The 19,493-nt window shown below is 34.1% G+C and carries 21 protein-coding genes and 1 pseudogene; 5 read left to right on the top strand and 17 right to left on the bottom strand.

Annotated elements, in window-relative coordinates:
- Positions 1-266: 266 nt before the first annotated feature.
- The 15 genes and pseudogenes from DJ93_RS00795 to DJ93_RS00865 all read right to left on the bottom strand — a co-directional run bounded on the left by DJ93_RS00795 (position 267) and on the right by DJ93_RS00865 (position 14,231).
- Entirely contained in the window at positions 267-686 is a 420-nt protein-coding gene (locus DJ93_RS00795) for a VOC family protein (protein WP_042978754.1), read from the bottom strand.
- Between the two features lie 324 nt (positions 687-1,010).
- Positions 1,011-1,337: a heme-degrading monooxygenase HmoA gene (gene hmoA, locus DJ93_RS00800; protein ID WP_042978755.1), complete on the bottom strand. Its 327-nt coding sequence runs from the start codon at positions 1,335-1,337 to the stop codon at positions 1,011-1,013.
- A 96-nt stretch (positions 1,338-1,433) separates the two neighbouring features.
- A complete protein-coding gene (locus DJ93_RS00805) occupies positions 1,434-2,648 on the bottom strand; it encodes an MFS transporter (RefSeq protein WP_042978756.1) in 1,215 nt (404 codons plus the stop codon).
- Between the two features lie 59 nt (positions 2,649-2,707).
- A complete protein-coding gene (locus DJ93_RS00810; RefSeq protein WP_042978757.1) occupies positions 2,708-3,751 on the bottom strand; it encodes an ArsR/SmtB family transcription factor in 1,044 nt (347 codons plus the stop codon).
- 638 nt (positions 3,752-4,389) lie between these two features.
- Positions 4,390-5,490, bottom strand: a complete 1,101-nt coding sequence (locus DJ93_RS00815; protein ID WP_042978758.1) for an ABC transporter ATP-binding protein — start codon at positions 5,488-5,490, stop codon at positions 4,390-4,392.
- A gap of 64 nt (positions 5,491-5,554) precedes the next feature.
- Positions 5,555-6,262, bottom strand: a complete 708-nt coding sequence (locus tag DJ93_RS00820) for an HAD family hydrolase (RefSeq protein WP_042978759.1) — start codon at positions 6,260-6,262, stop codon at positions 5,555-5,557.
- Positions 6,255-7,682 (bottom strand): CehA/McbA family metallohydrolase, encoded by a 1,428-nt coding sequence (locus DJ93_RS00825; RefSeq protein ID WP_042984083.1) that lies wholly within the window; start codon positions 7,680-7,682, stop codon positions 6,255-6,257. The genes DJ93_RS00820 and DJ93_RS00825 overlap by 8 nt, the downstream gene beginning before the upstream one ends.
- Before the next feature lie 89 nt (positions 7,683-7,771).
- The gene (locus DJ93_RS00830) at positions 7,772-9,133 is read right to left on the bottom strand and encodes an extracellular solute-binding protein (protein ID WP_042978760.1); all 1,362 of its coding nucleotides are present in this window, start codon (positions 9,131-9,133) and stop codon (positions 7,772-7,774) included.
- 25 nt (positions 9,134-9,158) lie between these two features.
- Positions 9,159-9,977, bottom strand: coding sequence for a carbohydrate ABC transporter permease (locus tag DJ93_RS00835; RefSeq protein ID WP_042978761.1), 819 nt, complete (start codon positions 9,975-9,977; stop codon positions 9,159-9,161).
- A gap of 10 nt (positions 9,978-9,987) precedes the next feature.
- Positions 9,988-10,854: a carbohydrate ABC transporter permease gene (locus DJ93_RS00840; protein ID WP_042978762.1), complete on the bottom strand. Its 867-nt coding sequence runs from the start codon at positions 10,852-10,854 to the stop codon at positions 9,988-9,990.
- A 164-nt stretch (positions 10,855-11,018) separates the two neighbouring features.
- Complete coding sequence (locus tag DJ93_RS00845; protein ID WP_042978763.1) at positions 11,019-11,807, bottom strand: DeoR/GlpR family DNA-binding transcription regulator; 789 nt, start codon at positions 11,805-11,807, stop codon at positions 11,019-11,021.
- A 218-nt stretch (positions 11,808-12,025) separates the two neighbouring features.
- A pseudogene (locus tag DJ93_RS00850) lies at positions 12,026-12,609 on the bottom strand (HAD-IA family hydrolase).
- Positions 12,610-12,705: 96 nt separating this feature from the next.
- Positions 12,706-13,290, bottom strand: coding sequence for a kinase (locus tag DJ93_RS00855; RefSeq protein ID WP_042978764.1), 585 nt, complete (start codon positions 13,288-13,290; stop codon positions 12,706-12,708).
- Complete coding sequence (locus DJ93_RS00860) at positions 13,290-13,832, bottom strand: GNAT family N-acetyltransferase (protein WP_042978765.1); 543 nt, start codon at positions 13,830-13,832, stop codon at positions 13,290-13,292. The genes DJ93_RS00855 and DJ93_RS00860 overlap by 1 nt, the downstream gene beginning before the upstream one ends.
- A gap of 15 nt (positions 13,833-13,847) precedes the next feature.
- Positions 13,848-14,231, bottom strand: a complete 384-nt coding sequence (locus DJ93_RS00865; protein WP_042978766.1) for a VOC family protein — start codon at positions 14,229-14,231, stop codon at positions 13,848-13,850.
- A 304-nt stretch (positions 14,232-14,535) separates the two neighbouring features.
- On the opposite strand from DJ93_RS00865, the gene DJ93_RS00870 reads away from it, so the two are divergent.
- A complete protein-coding gene (locus DJ93_RS00870) occupies positions 14,536-14,784 on the top strand; it encodes a hypothetical protein (protein ID WP_000433610.1) in 249 nt (82 codons plus the stop codon).
- 34 nt (positions 14,785-14,818) lie between these two features.
- On the opposite strand, the gene DJ93_RS00875 is transcribed toward DJ93_RS00870, so the two are convergent.
- Together DJ93_RS00875 and DJ93_RS00880 are read right to left on the bottom strand one after the other, a co-directional pair.
- Positions 14,819-15,355, bottom strand: coding sequence for a DUF2812 domain-containing protein (locus DJ93_RS00875; protein WP_042978767.1), 537 nt, complete (start codon positions 15,353-15,355; stop codon positions 14,819-14,821).
- Position 15,356: 1 nt separating this feature from the next.
- Positions 15,357-15,680 (bottom strand): PadR family transcriptional regulator, encoded by a 324-nt coding sequence (locus DJ93_RS00880; protein ID WP_042978768.1) that lies wholly within the window; start codon positions 15,678-15,680, stop codon positions 15,357-15,359.
- Positions 15,681-15,884: 204 nt separating this feature from the next.
- Here DJ93_RS00880 and DJ93_RS00885 point away from each other — a divergent pair, with 204 nt between their 5' ends.
- From DJ93_RS00885 to DJ93_RS00900, 4 genes are all read left to right on the top strand, one after another.
- Positions 15,885-16,814 (top strand): AAA family ATPase, encoded by a 930-nt coding sequence (locus DJ93_RS00885; RefSeq protein ID WP_042978769.1) that lies wholly within the window; start codon positions 15,885-15,887, stop codon positions 16,812-16,814.
- Positions 16,811-17,974: a DUF58 domain-containing protein gene (locus DJ93_RS00890; RefSeq protein ID WP_042978770.1), complete on the top strand. Its 1,164-nt coding sequence runs from the start codon at positions 16,811-16,813 to the stop codon at positions 17,972-17,974. Before DJ93_RS00885 ends, DJ93_RS00890 begins: the two co-directional genes overlap by 4 nt.
- Positions 17,949-19,058: a DUF4018 domain-containing protein gene (locus DJ93_RS00895; RefSeq protein WP_042978771.1), complete on the top strand. Its 1,110-nt coding sequence runs from the start codon at positions 17,949-17,951 to the stop codon at positions 19,056-19,058. Before DJ93_RS00890 ends, DJ93_RS00895 begins: the two co-directional genes overlap by 26 nt.
- 138 nt (positions 19,059-19,196) lie before the next feature.
- Complete coding sequence (locus DJ93_RS00900) at positions 19,197-19,493, top strand: transposase (RefSeq protein ID WP_042978772.1); 297 nt, start codon at positions 19,197-19,199, stop codon at positions 19,491-19,493.

The following is a 19,493-nucleotide window of genomic DNA, read 5'->3' on the forward strand; positions in this document are numbered from 1 at the left end:
AGCTGTCTCATAAGTCGATTTGCCGACTAAGTGAAGCTCCTTTTTTACTTTGGTGTTCCATTAAAATAGTGTACTAAACTGAATTTTATTGATACCATCATATTCTTTTTTCTTTCTTTATCTTGACTCTTGAACTACCCCCGCTTCAAATAGCTCGTTAGCGTGTTAAGTGGGGTAGTTCAAATGTAGCTTATTGAATAACGAGCATTATGGTAACAAGCCCCTTCCCAAACTTGGTAAGGGGCTATATATACACCTTGAAACAATTACTCTTGATGATTGTCATCGAGTTTTGAAACTTTCTTACCATCTCTATAGTCTAGGCAAGAAACTTCAATTAATAAGCCATTAAATATTGTAAAATAAAAACCATAACTACTTCCTCTCATTGTATAAGGTTCCTTTTCTATTTCAATGCCCCCAGCTACTAAACGATTATACGCTTGATCAACTTCACTTGAAGTTTCCACCAAAAAACCAATATGAAAAGCTTCAGGATACATAACGTCCTTTTTCCCCTTGAATGCTTTTGGATCACTTAACACGAGTATAAATCCATTCTCATCACTCATCACTACAAGGGCCTTTCCTTTTTGTTCCAAAAATTGAAAATTAAAAAATGTTTCAAAGAAATGTCTAGCTTCTGATAAATCATCCACACATAGGTTTAAATGATTCAACCTCATTCACTCATCTCCTTTTGAACAGGGATTATACAGAAGTATATTGACCCATATTCATAACACTTGAATGTTAAAGGGAAGATACTCAAGTGTTCAGTCTACAACTATTTTAGTCTAATACTTTTTTCTATCGTCTAGAACGTTTTTTTAATGAAACATTTGGAATGCAGTGAATGAAATTATATGAACGATTCGACACGAAATATCGATTTATCGATAAATGAAAGATTTTCTATCATTTTTATCCTCCAATTAATTGAATACGTAAATAGAGGGTATATGTTTATTTCTTAAACATATACCCTCTATTTTTATTTATATTTATTATTATGACTTTTGATAAGCCGATTTCGATGATTTCACATAATACACCGCATGCTCAACGTGAATGATATGATCTGGCTTTGGTTTACCACGGCTCGCTCTATGTCCCGCTAAATGTTCTTCACTCGTTTCCCAGTTTTTCCATGCCTCTTCAGATTCCCAGCGAATCATAACTACTACTTCTTCGTCTCCGCGTCTTACTTTTTTAACGAGAACACTTAAGTCAATGAACCCTTCAAACTTTTCAATAATTCCTTCTCCAGTAAAACGCTCTACAACTATATCAGATGTACCCTCTTTTACTGTAAATGTCTTTGTTTCGATAAACATTTATCCCACTCCCTCTTTGTAATACGAATACTAGTATTCCTCTAGTATAATTGATTATGATAATTATTTTCAATTATAAATTTAAAATTATTAGAATTATGCAGATTTCTCCTCAATCACATCATCCAAAAATTTAAAATAAGGAAGGGACATACCTAACAAAGAGGTAACACATATAATCGAACCGATAATAAAGTATAATACTCTCACTCCCCATATTTCACTCAGTATTCCCCCTAATAATACACCTAACGGCATAGCTGATCGTATCAAAAATAACCGTACTGAAAACACTTTTCCTATCATCTCATTCGGGACAATTTGTTGGCATAGAGTTGTGTTATGAATATTGAAAAATGCAATACATACACCAGCAATTACTTCAATAAAAATCGCTATAAGGATACTGTTATTTAAACCAAGTGAAATATAAGTGAGCCCTCCTACAAATAATCCTCCAAGCATGAATAACCGACGGCTTTTATATGTCACTTTCCCAATTAACATAGAGCCAACTACATAGCCAAGTGGAAAACCAGCCATGAAGTAACCGTATTCCGCATAGCCTGCCGATAGTTCATCTTTTATATAAGGAAGAGTCGTAACCATCGTTACTCCTACTCCAAATTGAACAAATGTAAGAAATACTCCGAGCCAAACGATAATCGGCTTTGTGAAAAAGTATGTAAACCCGTGAAAAAATTGTTCTAGCCATGTTTTTCGAAGCTCTTGTTGTACCCTCTTTTCTTTTATAAAAAGCAATAATCCTCCGCTTATAAATAAACAAATACATACGAAAGATAGTGTAAGCTTAATTCCAACAAACTTAATGACAATACCGCCTAATACTGGCCCAAGAAACATCATTAGGCGCGTCATTCCATCAATATACGCATTTGCGTCTTGAAGCTGCTCTTTACTTACAACAGTTGGTGTAATCGCCTGACTCGCCGGTGTATAAAGCGGTGTAATGAGACCAACTATAATTTGAACAATATAAACGTGCCAAACGTCTATATGATTAATAGTTAACATCACTAAAGGTATTAGGAAAATAAAAGCCCGCATCCATTGTGACAAAATCATAATCCACTTTCGGCTCCATCTATCAATAAATGGTCCGATGACTAATTGTAGTATGAGAGACGGGATAAGATATAGTAACCACATACTACTTAATGCTGTTTTCGATCCTGTTAGCTCGTATACAAGAATGGAATTACATAATGTTCCGAAAGCCCCACCTAATTCTGAAATTGCACTGCCAATCCACATAAAAAAGAATGAACGATTTTTCAATACATTTCCCACTATAGCGCACCAACTTTTCTATTTAGTTCCTCCCTTTATGTACATTCTCTTGTTGTTTACTACCGATTCAAAAACACTTCCAATTCTTTCGCTAAAGAATGTATCGCTTTCTTTCTCAAAACATATTTCCCGTCATGAATATCAACTAATTTCGCTGAACGTAAAAGTTTCAAATGATGATGTACTGTTGATTTTCCGAGTTTTAATCTCTCAGTTATATCTTGCAGCGTACGCTCTTTTTCAAACAGTAACTTTGCAATACGTAACCTTGCCTCATCCCCTAGCGCCTTATGTTTATGAACTAAAAAATAACTCGGCTCATATGGATCTTCTGGATGTATACTTTCATTTGCGACTGGATAATGAAATACTTTCGTATCTTCCAAATCCGCTTCGATATTCCATGGTCTATATGTAAGCTGAGGAATAAGAAGTACATGATGAACACTTGGCTCTGGCATATATGTAACTCCGCCTGTCGCCCACTCTACAAACTCTTCTGACTTCATCTTCTCATTCATTTCATTTTTTGCTTCATAATCTCGTTGTAGTATAGAGAGTAGCTGCTCTTCTTCTTTCTTAACTACACTCTCATACCAGCCAGTCATAACGGCAATTAAATGCTCCTTCAATAACTGCACGTCTACATTACATATAAACTCAATATAAGTAGAGAAAAACTGATGGTCATGCGTTAGCTCCATTAATTCATGTATTGCTGAAACTTCACCACTTGCCGCTAAACGTCTTTTATCTTGATGTATATCTCCTAAAAATGGTAAACATACATACTTTAAATCTACTTCTGATAGTGAATGGATATTTTGAATAAACTGAGATAAATCCGTAAAAACTCCCTGATATAGTAGCTGTAGCAATGCTTTCCACGTATTATGCTTCTCGACAAACTGTAAATGCTCTATCATTTCATGAGGTAAAGATTGCCTAATTTCTTCCCATTCACTTTGAGACTTCTCTAGTGTGTCAATTAACCTTTTATGAGTAATTGCCGCAATCCCAAGTGCACATTCGAAAAGTATCGAATATTTAATTTGAACGTTATATGTCTCCCTTTTTCTACTCGATACATGAAAGACTTCCATTTCATCTCCTCCTTGTTTTGTATATGTTATATTCTATAAAATTCGAATAAAATCTTCTAAATTTTTAGAATCAAAAACCCAATACGGGTGATTATTTTTAAATTCACTTCGTAACCATAGAAAACTTTGATTTAAGTAAATAAAATGTAAAAAACGCAGAAACTTTATTATCAAGACCTAAATAACAGGCTCTCACATATTATATATAACTAACTTATGAAAGTTTTACTTTTTTTGGGGCGCCCCATACCCATCAACCTAAGGTCTTGAGGTACCCCCTAAACGAAATTTTTACTTTTCTACATTGCAATCTGTAAATTTACACACATTAAAACTATCATCTCTTTGATGTGGTACAGCCACACATCTATCAACTTAAGAAAACAGCTTCATCTCAAAACGAAAAAATGAGATTGTTTGTTACAAGTTAGCACAAAATTTCGTTCTGGGGTCGCAACAAAATTTTAGCTTAATGGCAATGGGGTCCCGCTAACAAAACATATATTCCGTAGGCTAAACGATCTTTTACATAAAAAAGCCGATTTCCTTATTCTAAAGGATAATCGGTTTTTTACTATTAATTTATATGAGTGGTCAAACAGGTTTTAAAAGTGTAATCGTCTTAATTAGTGATTAACTTATAAAACGATTCGCTTCTCTGTTTTAAAATCAAAATAATGAACTTTGTCCATGTTTAAACCAAGATCCATCTTTGATTGACTTTGCACATCAATAGAAGCATCAACACGTGCAACAAAGGGTTGGCCATTGATGTTGGAATAAAGATATGTTTCTGCCCCCATTAATTCTGCTACATCAATGGATACCGTTATTTTTGCATTATATGGTAAGGATGAGATTGTTTTTCCATAACAAAAGTCTTCTGGACGTATCCCTATGATGATTTCTTTATTGGCATATCCTTTGTTTCGCAAGCCTTTCATCTTCTCTTCTGGCACTTCAATTTTCCACTTATCAATCATAACCGCACTTTCTGTTAATACTCCTTTGAAAAAGTTCATTCCAGGGGAGCCAATAAATCCACCGACAAATACATTCTCTGGATTTTCATAGACTTCTTTAGGTGTACCGACTTGTTGTATAATACCATCCTTTAGCACAACTAAACGCGTCGCCATCGTCATAGCTTCTATTTGATCGTGCGTGACATACACAGTTGTTGTTTGCAGCTGCTGGTGTAATTTTGTAATCTCAGCACGCATTTGAACGCGTAGCCTCGCATCTAAGTTTGACAAAGGCTCGTCCATTAAGAATACTTTTGCATTCCGAACAATCGCTCGTCCTAAGGCAACACGCTGACGTTGTCCACCTGAAAGTGCTTTTGGCTTCCGACCTAAATATTCCTCAAGCCCAAGAATTTTCGCTGCATATTTCACACGTTGGTCAATCTCTGTTTTACTATATTTTCGCAATTTTAATCCGAACGCCATGTTATCATACACACTCATATGTGGATAGAGCGCATAGTTTTGAAAAACCATTGCTATATCTCTATCTTTCGGTGTAATATCATTTACACGCTTTCCATCAATATAAAAGTCTCCCTCTGAAATCTCCTCAAGCCCCGCAATCATACGTAATGTAGTTGATTTTCCACATCCTGAAGGTCCAACCAACACGATAAATTCTCCATCATTTACTTCTAGATTAAAATCTTTTACGATTGTCACATCATGATCATATTTTTTGTAAATGTTTTTGAATGATAGTTGAGCCATAATTTCCTCCTAGAATTTGAGCCATTTTTATAGATACTGTTATTGAAAATACTCAGGGCACGGTTTATAAAATTTTCGGAATATCCTTCATGCTGTCTAAAATATAATCCGCTTTTCCTTCTAAATCTTCCTTCCTGCTCGCACCTGATAGGACGCCCACTACTTTAATGTTGCTATTTCTTGCAAATTTAACATCTGTTAATGTATCACCTACCATGAGCACATCTTCTTCAACCAGTGAAAATTTTTCTTTGAACATATGATAAAAGTCACTTTCAGGTTTTGTTCTATTAACACCATCATCTGCACCTAAAAAATCTACATAATCATATAACTCTGTCATTTTTAGAGAATGTATGGCTGCATCAACATCGTCTGCCGTAACAACCCCAATTACATACTCATTATCTTTTAAATATCGTAATGTTTCCTTTGCACCTTCTACTTCTGTAAATACAAGGTCATCTGCTGTAGAGTATTTTTTGAATAATGCACATACATCATGAATAAAATTCTCTTTATTCACATTTTGATTTTCTAACAACGAAAACCATGCAGCCGCAATAAAGTAATTTGTACGACAAGCTAGTAAACTCGTACTCTCAAAATCGTTATCACTCATACCAATAATCTTTAAGTAGTCATCTCGTTTACTTTTTTCATTTGGATACATTTGAAATATATCATCTAGTACACGATGAACAATTTTATACCAAACTGAATCTAACTGTATTAATGTTCCATCTTTATCAAAAATAATTGCCTTATTCACCTTCGACTCCCCCTAACACTTCATACCATGTGTTACCATTTTTACACTTCACTTTATTATGAATAGGATTTATAAACGCTACTAATTCGTCCTCTTCCCATCCCTCAACTCTAGCATATTCATCTTCATGTAAAGAGAATTCAAAGGTTACGTCGCCGCCAAATTCTTTTTCAATTATTTGCCCATTCACAACTAGTCTCCACTCACATGCTTTATCTGTACGAATGTTGTAAATAATATTTCCTTTAGCCTCATCGCCGACATAAATAGTTTCACCTTCATTTTGAATATCTATCTCTAGTTTTCTAAATCGAGAAAAATAAATTCTGCCTTTTTGGATTGCATCATTTAAGTTTTTAATAGATAAACCATTACATAATACATATGTTCCTGGATCACCGTAAATCGATGGGTCTTTCGATCCTGGAAATGTTTTAGACGGATGTAAGTGAGAATCACTTCCTCCTATCCCCCCAATTTTAAGACCCTTTAACCACATTTGATCGAAATAATGTAAAGCTTCTAAAGTAGATGGTTTACTCTTTTTATAGGTTGGATCACACATAATTTCCATCGTATGAATACTTTCTAATTTAATATTAATTTGGTTCGCCCAAGGTTTCATAAATGGATGATTCACACTAATTAAATAGCCTTTTTCTTTCATGAGAGAAAATAGTCCATTCATGTTTTTGACACTAAACGATTCATCTAAATAATCTGTGAAGTTAATATATTCCTTCATACCAAATATGTTGTAATGTCCGTAAGGAGTTGTAAGTTCCATTGATGGTATAATTAATGTGCTTCCTTTTTGATAAGATGGCATGACAATGTTGTGTTCCGTCGCATATAAGAAATCCAGCTCTTGTTTTTCACACACTTTCATTCCCAGTTCATCATCTATCTCACCATCCGTTAAATTTGTGTGTTCATGAAAATCTCCTTTGTACCAACGATGCTCTTCATTTATTACATTATTAAAACTGTATTCATCAATAAAAACATTTTCCTTGCAAAAATGCTCTCTATTATACTCTCGCTTCAACTCGTCATTCACTATTATATTGACTGTATATTCAACATTTTTCCCGGTAAACTTTAGTACTTTCTCTGCACAATGGGGAATATATACTACTTCTAATTCCCAATTACCTGACTGTATTTCCCCTCCACTGCAACCAGCTGAACAAAATTTTGAATCTTTTGCTACAACTAGTTTTTCATCAATAATTGGGGTTTGATACTGTATACGCACACAACCGCTAGGATCCCTCAAAATAAGTAAAAGCGGAATTTTCCGGTTCTTCCCTTGATCAATAGTTAATGTAAAGTTTGTACTATCAGTCGCATCCATTTGGAAACAATGTTTATTTTTTACGAATGGAGAAAGCATTATAGCACTTTTCATTTCAATCATAGTTTTCACACCTTTTTTATATTTTAATGAAAGAGTCATAGGGCCCTTCTTTCGTTCAAAAACACCTCACATTTCTCTTCAAGGTAGATTTATTTCTTCTTTTTCAGAACTTTATCTAATTCTTCCTGCGCAACCTTGGCTGCTTCATCTAATGCTTTCTTTGCAGGAATTCCTTCAATTTCTACTTTATCCTTAGCTACATTTAATGCGTCATTGATTTTCCCGCCAGTTGGATCCACAAATGGCCCCACTCCGTATTTGTTAGCTTGCTCTAATGGAATTAATGCTTGTGGTTGTTTTTTTACAAATTCAGCATATGGACCGTAATCTGTTACATTGTTACGAACAGGAATATAACCTGTTGCCATTGACCATTCAGCCGTTTTCTCAGTACTTGTCGCAAATTTCATAAAGTCATATGCACCTTTTGCTACTTCTGGATCAATATTTCTCGTTAATGTGAATAAATATGTTTCTAATTTTGGTGCTGGTTTATTATTACCCCAAGCTGGTTGCGGTAGTGCTTCAAATGTGTTAAGACGTTCTTCCTCAGTCATGCCTTTACCTAACGATTTAAAAACAAATCCTTGGTCACCAGATGAACCTGTAAATCCTAACGTTCTACCTTCTACTAAATCAATTACAGTTTTATCCCAATATTCCCATCCAGTTCCACCTGAATGAATTTTCATAATTTTATCTTCATGAAGCCATGTACGGAATTTTCCCCATACCGTAACCCAAGTGTCATCGTTAATTAACACTTTTTTACCATCTGCGCTTAATACATTACCGCCAGCACTGCGAACCGCATCAATTAAGTTTGACGTACCCCACATTGGCATCCAGCCAGCGTACAAAACATTTCCATTTGCATCACGTTTTGCTACTGTTTTCGCTACTTTTTCTACACCTTCCCACGTCTTTAAATCATCATTTGTAAAGCCATTTTCCGTTAACATTTTTTTATTGTAATAGAAAATTTGAGTTGTACCGTAAAACGGAATTCCATATAACTTCCCGTCAATTGTTGCTTGCTCCATAAAACCTTTTCCATAATCTTCTTTTTTAAATCCATTATCATTTTTAACATATTCATCTAAAGGTACAATTAACTTTTTCTTAACATATTCTTGGACGATGTCTGAGCCTAATAATGCGATTGCTTCTTGGTTATTCGCCGCAAATCCACTTTGAAGCTTTTGATAAGACTCGTCATAGTTACCTGTTTTCGTCGTTTTCACTACATACTTGTCCTGACTTTTATTGTATTCCTCCACAATCTTATCTACACGATCTGCAAGAGAACCACCTACTCCATTAATGAATGGAATAACAATTTTCTCGCCTTCTTTACTTGCTTTAACAGTACTTGCTTTTCCGCCTGAACAACCTGCAAGTGCACTAACAAACAGTGGTAAAATTGTTAAAAGCATGAATAATTTTTTCATCCCCAATATCTCCTTTAATAGTTAATTAACCCTTTATTCCTGAATCAGTAACACCAGATAAGAACCATTTTTGTAGAATTAAAAATACGAGTAAGAGCGGCACTGTTGCGATTGTACTTGCAACCATTATGTGTGACCAATCTCGTCCTAAAGAACTATTAATGAAATAATCAGCAATTCCATTTGTAATTAATTTTTGCGTACTATCTTTCAATATAAGAGCTGGCCAGATGTAATTATTATAATTACCAATAAATGTGACCAACCCTAGTGTTACAAATGATGATCGTGTCATCGGAAAAATAATCTTCCAAAGAATACGCCAATCACTTGCCCCATCAATTTTGGCTGCTTCAACTATTTCATAGCCAACCTTATGGAATGATTGTTTTAAATAGAAAATGCCGAATACGCTAACAGCCATAGAAATCATGTATCCAAAATGTGAATCAAGTAAACCGAACTTCCCTAACATTACATATACAGGAACATAAGATACAGCCCCAGGGATCATATAGGTTGCCATCACAACACTAAACGTAATATTCTTCCCTTTAAACTTATAAAATGCCAACATATAAGCAAAAAGCGCTGACGAAACAAGTACATATATAGTAATAATGAAAGAAGTATAGAAACTATTAAATAAATACGTGTTAAATGGAAGAATATCTAATACTTGGCGATAATTTCCCCAGTGAAATTCTTTTGGCCAAAAACCTCCTTGTAATACTTCACTAGATGATTTAAACGAACCAAGTACCATCCATATGAATGGAAAGACAAACAAGATACTTGATAAAGCTAAAAAGAGATGCTTTATGATTAATGGAGCTTTTTTCATATTATTCACCTTAATAGTTCACCCACTTGTCACCTATTATTTTGTTTATAACAGATAGTAAAATTGTAATGATTAATATAATAAATGCGATTGCCGTTGCAGATCCCATATCAAACTGTTCAAACCCTTGTTGGAAGAATAAATAAAGTAACGTACGCGTCGAACCACTAGGTCCACCTTGTGTTAAAATCTTAATTTGATCATAAGCCTGCACCGCAGAAATTGTATTGACAACAACTAAGAAGAAAGTTGTTGCTGAAACCATTGGCAGTGTTACATATCGAAATTTCTGCCACGAATTCGCTCCATCAATACTAGCAGCCTCATATAAGCCATCTGGTACTTTCTCTAATGCGCCAATATAGAAAATCATCGTCCATCCAACTAATTTCCATACTGTCACAATAATGACTGCTAGCATCGCTGTTTGACTACTTTGAAGCCAATCCAAACCTGGTATCCCGAAAAAGTTTAGAACTTTATTAATAACTCCAAATTGAGGTTCATATAAAAGTGACCACACAATGGATACAGCTATCGTCGGCGTTACCCATGGTGAAAAAATCAATAATTGATAAATCGCAGAGCCTTTAAATTTTTTTCGGAAGAATAATGCGAAACCTAAACCTAATACAATCGTTGGAATGACTGTTCCAATTCCGAAATAAAACGTATTTAACAATGCTTGCATAAAAGAATCTTGTGTAAACAAATTGAAATAGTTTTCTAATCCAACAAAGTTAAAATCATTCGTCATAAAATCCCAATCAGTAAAACTAATACCTAAACTAATGAAATTCGGAATAATCCAAAACAATATTAGAGGTATTCCAACTGGTATTAAAAAGAACACAGCTTTTGATAGTTTTATTTGCATTCTTGCCACCTCCTAATTCATATTGTACGAGTACATTATTAACACAATGTTGTTAATTTGTTAACTAATTGTAAAAACAACATATAAACAAAATAAAACAACATATAAACAAAAAGTAGACTATTTCTCAACTCACTAAGAAATAGTCTACTTTTTGATTTTTTCTATACTGCTATTACTTCAATCCCTTGACTTATTAGAATGTTTTGCCATGCCTCATCGAGCTTAGCATTTGTATATAGCGTATCTATATCACTAAAATTCCCGCTTTTATAAAACTTTGTTAAATTAAACTTTGACTCATCTACCATCATCACAACTTGTTTTGCATTGTTCTTTAACTGCTGAAATATTTGTGCGTCTTCAATATACGAACATGTCAGTTCTTTTTCTAATGAAATCCCATCACACGAAGCAAATAACTTATTAACAGTGAAGTGGTCAAGATAGTTTAACGTCATTTCTCCAGACAGTGCTAATGAATTCGTATTCAATATTCCACCTATGACTATTAATCTGCAATCAAATGAATCATATTGTTCTTTAAGCTCAATAATTTTATTAACAGCTGGTATCGAGTTTGTTAGAATCGTCAAATTTTTTTTATCATGTATATAATCCAAAATCTGCATTGTAGTTGTCCCAATTTCAATTGCGATAATATCATTATCTTCTACTAGTTTACTTGCTTCCATGGCAATTTTTCGTTTGTCTTCAATATTCTCAGATCGACGTCTGTCAAAATAAAATTCTATAGTATGATCCTTTTTCTTAATTGCACCACCATGTATTTTCGTAAGCTTACCTTCCTTATGCATCATATCTAAATCTCTTCGTATTGTTTCTGTCGTAACATTTAACACCTTCGCTAAGTCATTTACCATTACTCGATTGTATTTTTCTAGCTCATCCAGTATGTGTTTTCTTCTTTCAAATTGTGTGTAAGACTTCATTTTATTAACACCTCTTCATATTACGCAAAATATAAATTGTTCTAAAGAACCTTATTATAAAAAGACTAGAGTATTACTTTTAACATAACATCATTTACAGAAAGATTAAACGATTATCTTCACTGTATTTCGCTACAAGAACAACGGTATAACTCCAAAATGCAAGAAGCCCAAAATAAAAGCCCCTACTTTTTAAGCGAAACAAGTAGGGGCTTAGTTTATAAAGAAAGCTCTCTATTTCCATTGTTCATCACCTTAAAAAAATCGGAGTAATGCGGTAAAGAATAATCTGCTACATCACTCTCACCTTGAAACATGCATGTTGAGATTCCTAGTTCTTTTGCAGGTAATAAATCTAACTCTCTATCTCCAATCGCTAAATCAATATTATGCTTTTTATGTAAATGATCATACGCTAAAGGATTCGGTTTTCGAGGGAATCCGTCGTCAATTGTAACCATGTCGACGAAATATTTGTCCCAGCCATAATGCTCTAATATGGATAAAACCCCATCCCTATGTTTATGAGTCATAATCACGTTTTTATCTGCAAATCTCAAGACTTCTTCAACATTTTCAAAAGGTTTCATATCTTTTGGAGATAATTTCTTCTTCAATATTTTTATCTCTTCTCCTGTTCACATGAAATGTTGTAGTAATGAATTGCGTGAGAATAAGAAATCTTTAACTTTTCATAGATTTCTTTTTTATCCACTGCATCTCCTAAAATCTCAGAAAAGATTGTTGTATATACTGGATAAGTATCAAATAATGTCCCATCAAAGTCCCATAATATGTTCAATCTAATCACCCTTTTTAAACTATAAAATATAAACCCATTGCACCTAAAAACCAATTCTTACGCAAATTCAGAAATTGTTTATACTATCAATATCTCTCACCCTTCAATCACTAAATCCGCCCTCTGCTTTGGCAATTCCATCTCCAAATAGTACTCTTCTGCTTTCCAATATCGATTTTCAAACTTTGAAAGGTTCTTTTGTGTATCTTCACTTTCTCGAAGAAACCTTTTCTCTCTCGAACAATCCAAATACACCATATAATGAAAGTAATCTCTCCATTCTTTTCGCTGAAGGAAAACCCCTTCAATAACGATAATAGAAAGATTAGGAATTGTTATTTCTCTCATTTGATGCGAATCTGTTTCATCCTTATAAAAGAGAAGATGCAATTGATTCTCTCCCTGTAATTTCCGAAAAAAATTACGCTGTAACCAATCAATATCCCACTGTAGATTGTAATACTCATACCATTCTGCAAATCCAGTATTATATCGCTTGTTACGCTCGGTAATATGATCATCAATATGGAATATATGAAACGGGATTCCACTTTGCTTCATATCTTCTTCCAACTCTTTAACCAAAGTTGTTTTACCCGAACGACTTAGACCATCTATACCTAATATAAATCGCTCATCTTTATGTTCCTTAATAACTTTCATTATTTCACTTGTGCTCATTACTTTTTCCAATCTTCTTTTAATAATGAATATAAGACTGTATCATGAGCGACATCATTTTGAATCATATATTTTCGAAGTAATCCTTCTTCCTGAAACCCTGCTTTTTTTAATAAATTACAGGAAGCTTCATTTTCTACATATACGACAGCAGCCAGTCTGATAAAATCTAACGTTTCAAAACCATATGTAAGAATTGCTTGTAGTGCCTCAGATGCATACCCTTGCCCCCAATATGTATCATCTAGCTCATAGCCAATTTCAGCTCGTTTATGATGAGAATTTATTAAATGAAATCCACACGTACCGATTAATTGATCAGTGCCTTTCTTCTCTATCCCCCAGCGAAACACACCGCCCTCTTCATAACGTTTTCTGAACGTTTGAATTGTCGTTTTCGCTTGCTCAATATTTTCGAAAGAGTCCATTCCGAAATAACGAATAACAGATTCCTTCGAAAAATAACGGAACATTGTTTCTGCATCTAAAAGCGTAAGTTCTCTTAATAGTAAACGTTCTGTTTCTAACTTTGGAAACCCCATCCTCTTATTCTCCCTCTATTCTAATGAACTACAAATTTCAATATAATTACCGTCTGGATCGGAAATGTAAGCAATTGTTTGTCCCCACGGTTTTACGAGTGGTTCAACTAGAACTTTAACCCCTTGTTCTTTCAATTTCTCAATTGTTTCTTTTACATCCTCTACAACAAACCCTAATTCAAAATGAGAAGACTGTAACACACCTTCTGTAAGTGGCAATCCTGTTAGCTCCTTAACGTCTTCTCTCGTATTCATTGCTAAAATTGTAGATCCTGTTTCAAATTCGATATATGTACCGTGTTCAGCTCTTATTGGCAGCTTTAAAATTTCTTTATAAAATTGAAGGCATTCTTCAAACTTTTCCACATACAAAATAATGTATTTCATTTTTAAGTTCATAATAATTCCCCCTTTACATTCATCCTAAAAATTCGACAAAAGTTTTAAAAAACCCTTGTTCCTTTAAAACTTCATCCTAAACAAAAAAAATGAGGCCGATTTCTCGGCCTCCAGCATATTGGCATAAAACAGGAGATTTGGTTTGGACATAACCAGTTCATACATTTATTATATTTTATTTTTTCTGAATTTTAAATACGATAAACACCTATTTATGTTGAGAAAGTTTTTTCTAAATGGACATATATGCTTTTTGCATAAATTTATACTGTTTAAGAAATGCTACAAATGGAGGTGTATACATATGGAACCAATGCTTTGTCCAAGTTGTAAAACGAACCGAACTCGCTTTAATATTCTTGAGCAACAAGTAAAACCAGTAAAATTAAATCCGCAAACTGGCCAAGTGGAAGAAGAATATACGAACGAAACGATGAACGCTTTTCATATGGCTTATCAAGGACCGACATACCGCGTCCAATGTGCAGTATGCGGACTTGTTGAAAATCCTGAACAATTTATAAAACCTGCTCAAAATCAATCTTTCTCATGAGAAAAGTTGCTTGTGTTTCAAGCAACTTTTTTATTTATAAAATTTCTTGTTTCAACTTCTTAATTTTCCATGTGAGTTTAATGAACGTATATGCATACAAACATCCAACAAGCCCCATCATAATTTTCGCCCAAATAGGTACTCTTGATTCTGTTGAACTTAAAAATACATTATACATTGATGGTAAAATTGCTACTAACATGAACACAAAGAACTGTAATAAGTGCGTTAATTTTTGTATCCTTGTCTCTTTTTCAGAGTAAATGTCCGGCAATTCATTATTATCATCTACTTCTTTACAAAAATAGTTCCATTTTGCAAAACTCGTTACATATTTCCATCCAGACATTTCATATATTTCAAGATATTCTTTATGATCCATTTGTGAGTTACGATCATCTAATTTAAAATCAGCCTTATATATTACATCCTTAGGTTCTGTTTTCTTAAACGTATACATCACATTATATTTTTGTAATGCCCAACCTTGTTGATGCATTTTGCGTAAGTATGCTTCTTCTTTTTCTAAACTCCATGCCGCAAAAAATTTAAATACCTTTTTTATTTCCAATCTACATTCCCTCCCCTAAAATACTGCTCCCATTCTGCACAGATCGCTGCAATCGGTTATACTCCAGTTCCAACACTTCTCTTCCAAATGGCGTTAACTCATAGCATTTCTTTCTATCTGTAGATGCAACTTCAACAATTAACTTCTCTTTTAATAACTTCGTCGTATTCCCGTATAAAGTACCAGGACCGAGCCTTACTTCTCCATTTGTCATCTCTTCTACCATTTGCATAATTCCATAACCGTGCATAGGTTTCACTAATGACAACAGTATGTAATATGTCGCCTCTGTTAATGGAATATATTTTTGTGCTTTCCCATTCATTATAACTACCTCCGATACATCGCTTTATGATATATCGTCTTACGATACATCGTATATCGATATTATATAAATATACTCCAAAATATGCAAGAGAAAATACGAACGGGAATATCGCTTTCTTTGAATTCGAAAATTATACCGATTTTCCGAATGATTTGTTAAAATATAGAAATATCCATTTTTATTATGAAAGGAATGATACATATGATAAATAAACTAAAAGAAAATATAGGGTCTGTCTTTGTCGGTAAGGAGAATGTAATTGATTTACTCCTCGTTTCACTACTTGCAGACGGTCACATACTACTTGAAGACGTACCTGGTACCGGAAAAACATTACTGGCGAAAACAATTTCCAGGAGCATTGGTGGTAGTTTTTCTCGTATTCAATTTACGCCTGATGTACTCCCGAGTGATGTGACAGGAATCGAATATTTCAACCCAAAAACAAGCGAATTCGAATTAAGGCTTGGACCAATTATGACAAACATATTACTAGCAGACGAAATTAATCGTGCGATGCCTAGAACACAATCTAGTTTGTTAGAAGCGATGGAAGAACGACAAGTGACGCTTGAAAAAAAGTCCACTCTTCTTCCTAAACCATTCTTTGTTATTGCGACGCAAAATCCAATTGAATCACAAGGAACTTTCCCACTTCCTGATGCGCAGTTAGATCGTTTTTTAATGACAATTTCAATTGGTTATCCTTCTCCTGAAGACGAATTAAAAATGATGCGCCGTTTTCGCAAAAATGCACCACTAGAAAAGATTACCCCAGTTATATCTTTAGAAGACATTATAGAAACACAGAAAAAAGTAAAAGAAATATTCGTATCAGAACCGTTAGAACATTACATTATTAAGCTTGCGAATGCTACCCGAGATCATGATTATATTGTTAATGGTGTAAGCCCTCGTGCTACATTAGCTTTAGTGCGCGCAATTCAAGCACTTGCCTTTTTACATGATAGAGACTATTGCACACCTGGAGATATACAATTTTTACTCCCTTACGTTTGGAAACATCGTATCGTCTTATCGATGGAAGGTGCTTTACGCACAACAAAACATGAAATAATGGAAAAAATCTTAAACGAAATTGATGTACCAGTGGAGATTGAGCAAGCATGAATGGACAGCGCGTTGTAACTGTACCTTTATTTTTTCAAATCCATATTATTCAATTAACGATTCCAGTTGCGTTACTATTTACATTTGTTCTACCGCAACGACTTCTTATGTTTCTCTTTTTCTTCTATTATTTATTTGCAATTTTTATTTATAAATATGTAGCTTATATCGAGAAACGGTTTCAAGTTATCAATAATAAGCAAACCACTCGGCTTTTTCCAGATGAATCTGGGCAATTTTATATTCATTTAAAAAACGGTGCAAACATACCTCTTGTGAATGGCGTATGTTACTTTCATTTAAATCCTTCCCTACTACCGCATAAAGATCAAGGGATTGAACAAATATCAAAAACATTACTTTCTTTTCCATTTTCACAGCCTGCTCATTCATCACAAAAATGGGATTTGACATTAAAAGCGACAAAACGAGGTATCTTTCAAATTGAACAATTCGAATGTGTTTTGAAAGACCCTTTTCATCTACTATCCGTACATTTACCTGTTTTCGATAAATTAAAGGCAGAAATTATTGTATATCCGTCTCCAAAACAAGTAGCGGGTTTGCAAGAAATCCAGCAGTTATTAACAGGTTCTTATAGAACGAATTTTTCTTTCTATCAAGATGAAACATCCATTATTGGTGTAAAACAATATGAACGTGAATCTTTTCGTTCTATTCATTGGAAAGCATCTGCTAAAATGCAAAGCTTACAAGCGAAACAATATGAACCTGTGAAAAATTATAGTTGGACCATTTGTCTTTCTTTAGCCGCTGATCGCGGGTTTGGATGGAAGGATAATGTTGAAGAGCTTATATCGTTTACAACATATATTTGTCTGTTCGCAACGAAACAGCAAATTCCGTTCGAATTATTTATTAGCGTTTTAATAGAAGGTGGTCCTCTGCATTTACCATTACACGAAGGACAACTACATTATGCTAAGGCGCTAGAGGAATTAGCACGTATTTCAGATGATAGCACATTACTTCCGAAACAAGGATTTCTTCATTATGTAACGAGGAGAAGAGAACGATCGTCTACAATGATTTACCTTGGTATTCAGAAGAATGAGCTCCCTCTTCTAACGCAACCTACGTTTCACATTAATAATGAAGGGATGGTGGAATCAGTTGAAAACTTGGCTCTATCACGTTAATGACTTTATTCTCCTCCTCCTCCTTTCGTTATTAACGGAAAGAGATGAAATAGTAGGTATTGCTATATTTTTAGCGACCGGCTATGTAGGAGTATTTATCGTTCATAAATTTATGAAGAAAAAAACAGTAGGATTTCTTCTACTGTTCGTTCTTCAAATTATCGGTTGTTCTTTATTTCTATCTTTTTCTATTTTAGGCACCATCATATTACCACTCTTCTTCTTTATCGTACACATGCTCGGACCTGGGTATCCTGTGCAGGAATCGTTAGGCGGTATAGTTTGGTTTGTCTTTTGTGCTATATTTTATTCACCATTTCCTCCATTATGGAAATTGTTACTATTATCTTTACACATTATAATTACTTTTTGGCTTACTGGTTCGAATCGAAATCAACAACTATTACGTTTTATTTCTATCATTACAATTGGGGTTATAAGCGCTTTAATGATTCCAATATTTCCTTACATTCGAATTATACTCTCTTATATTACACAAGTTATCGCATTAGGCTTTGGGTATGCCTTAAATCCGTTGTTTACAGCAGCTGAATTAAAAGATACAGATGGTGTTTGGGCAAGTAAGGGGCATCTATTAAAGCCTCGAGTTGGAGACGATCAGGAACCACCTCCTTTTGATCCAACCCTCGTAAATAGTATTACAATAATTGTTTGTACCGCTATCGCTATTTACGTTGTTTGGAAAATATTAAAAAAACGAAAACATTTGAGTCTGCCCAATATACCTGTTTTCGAATCTACCATATTAACTGATAAAGAAGGAATAAACCAAAAGCGTTTCAAACGAATCAAACCACCAAATAACGAAATTCGAAAAGAGATTTTCAAACTGGAGAGTAAACTATCTCCTCCTTTAAATCGAAAACGAGGAGAAACTGTTGAGGCATGGCTAGAAAGAATAAATCGTGAAGAAGATATAAATATTCAGAGTCATCTCATCATAAATGCCTACAATGTAGTACGTTATTCAAATAGTGAGGATACTATACTTCTGCATGAATTTAAGGAAGAGGTTAATAAGCTTTATACGTATCAGAAAGGTTTGAAGAAGAGAAAAAAATGAATCACTTTAAGATATAATGCACACAGAATATGTAATAATATAAAAACGAAAAGACTCCTATTCAAATGATATGATCCCCTTATAGTAGACAGGAAAAAGAAAGCACATTAACCTGTTTACTATGGAGGGGATTTTTTTATGGGCAAAATTAGAGTCACTTACGATGTAGAATTTAAGAAAAAAGCTATAGATTTATACTTAAAAGAAGGCATGAGCTATAAAACTGTTGCGAAAGAATTAGGCATTCATCACTCAGTTGTAAGTCGTTGGGTGAAACATTTTGAAGCTGAAGGTATCAAAGGACTAGAAGAAAAACGTGGGAAAGCGAAAGGGCCAGGTTTAGGTAGACCAAGAACGACACCCGAAGATCCAGAAACTAAGATTAAACGATTAGAAGCGGAGAATGAGATGTTAAAAAAGCTCTTAGGAATGTAA

Origin of the sequence: Bacillus clarus (genome assembly GCF_000746925.1) — a bacterium.
Classification (GTDB): domain Bacteria; phylum Bacillota; class Bacilli; order Bacillales; family Bacillaceae_G; genus Bacillus_A; species Bacillus_A clarus.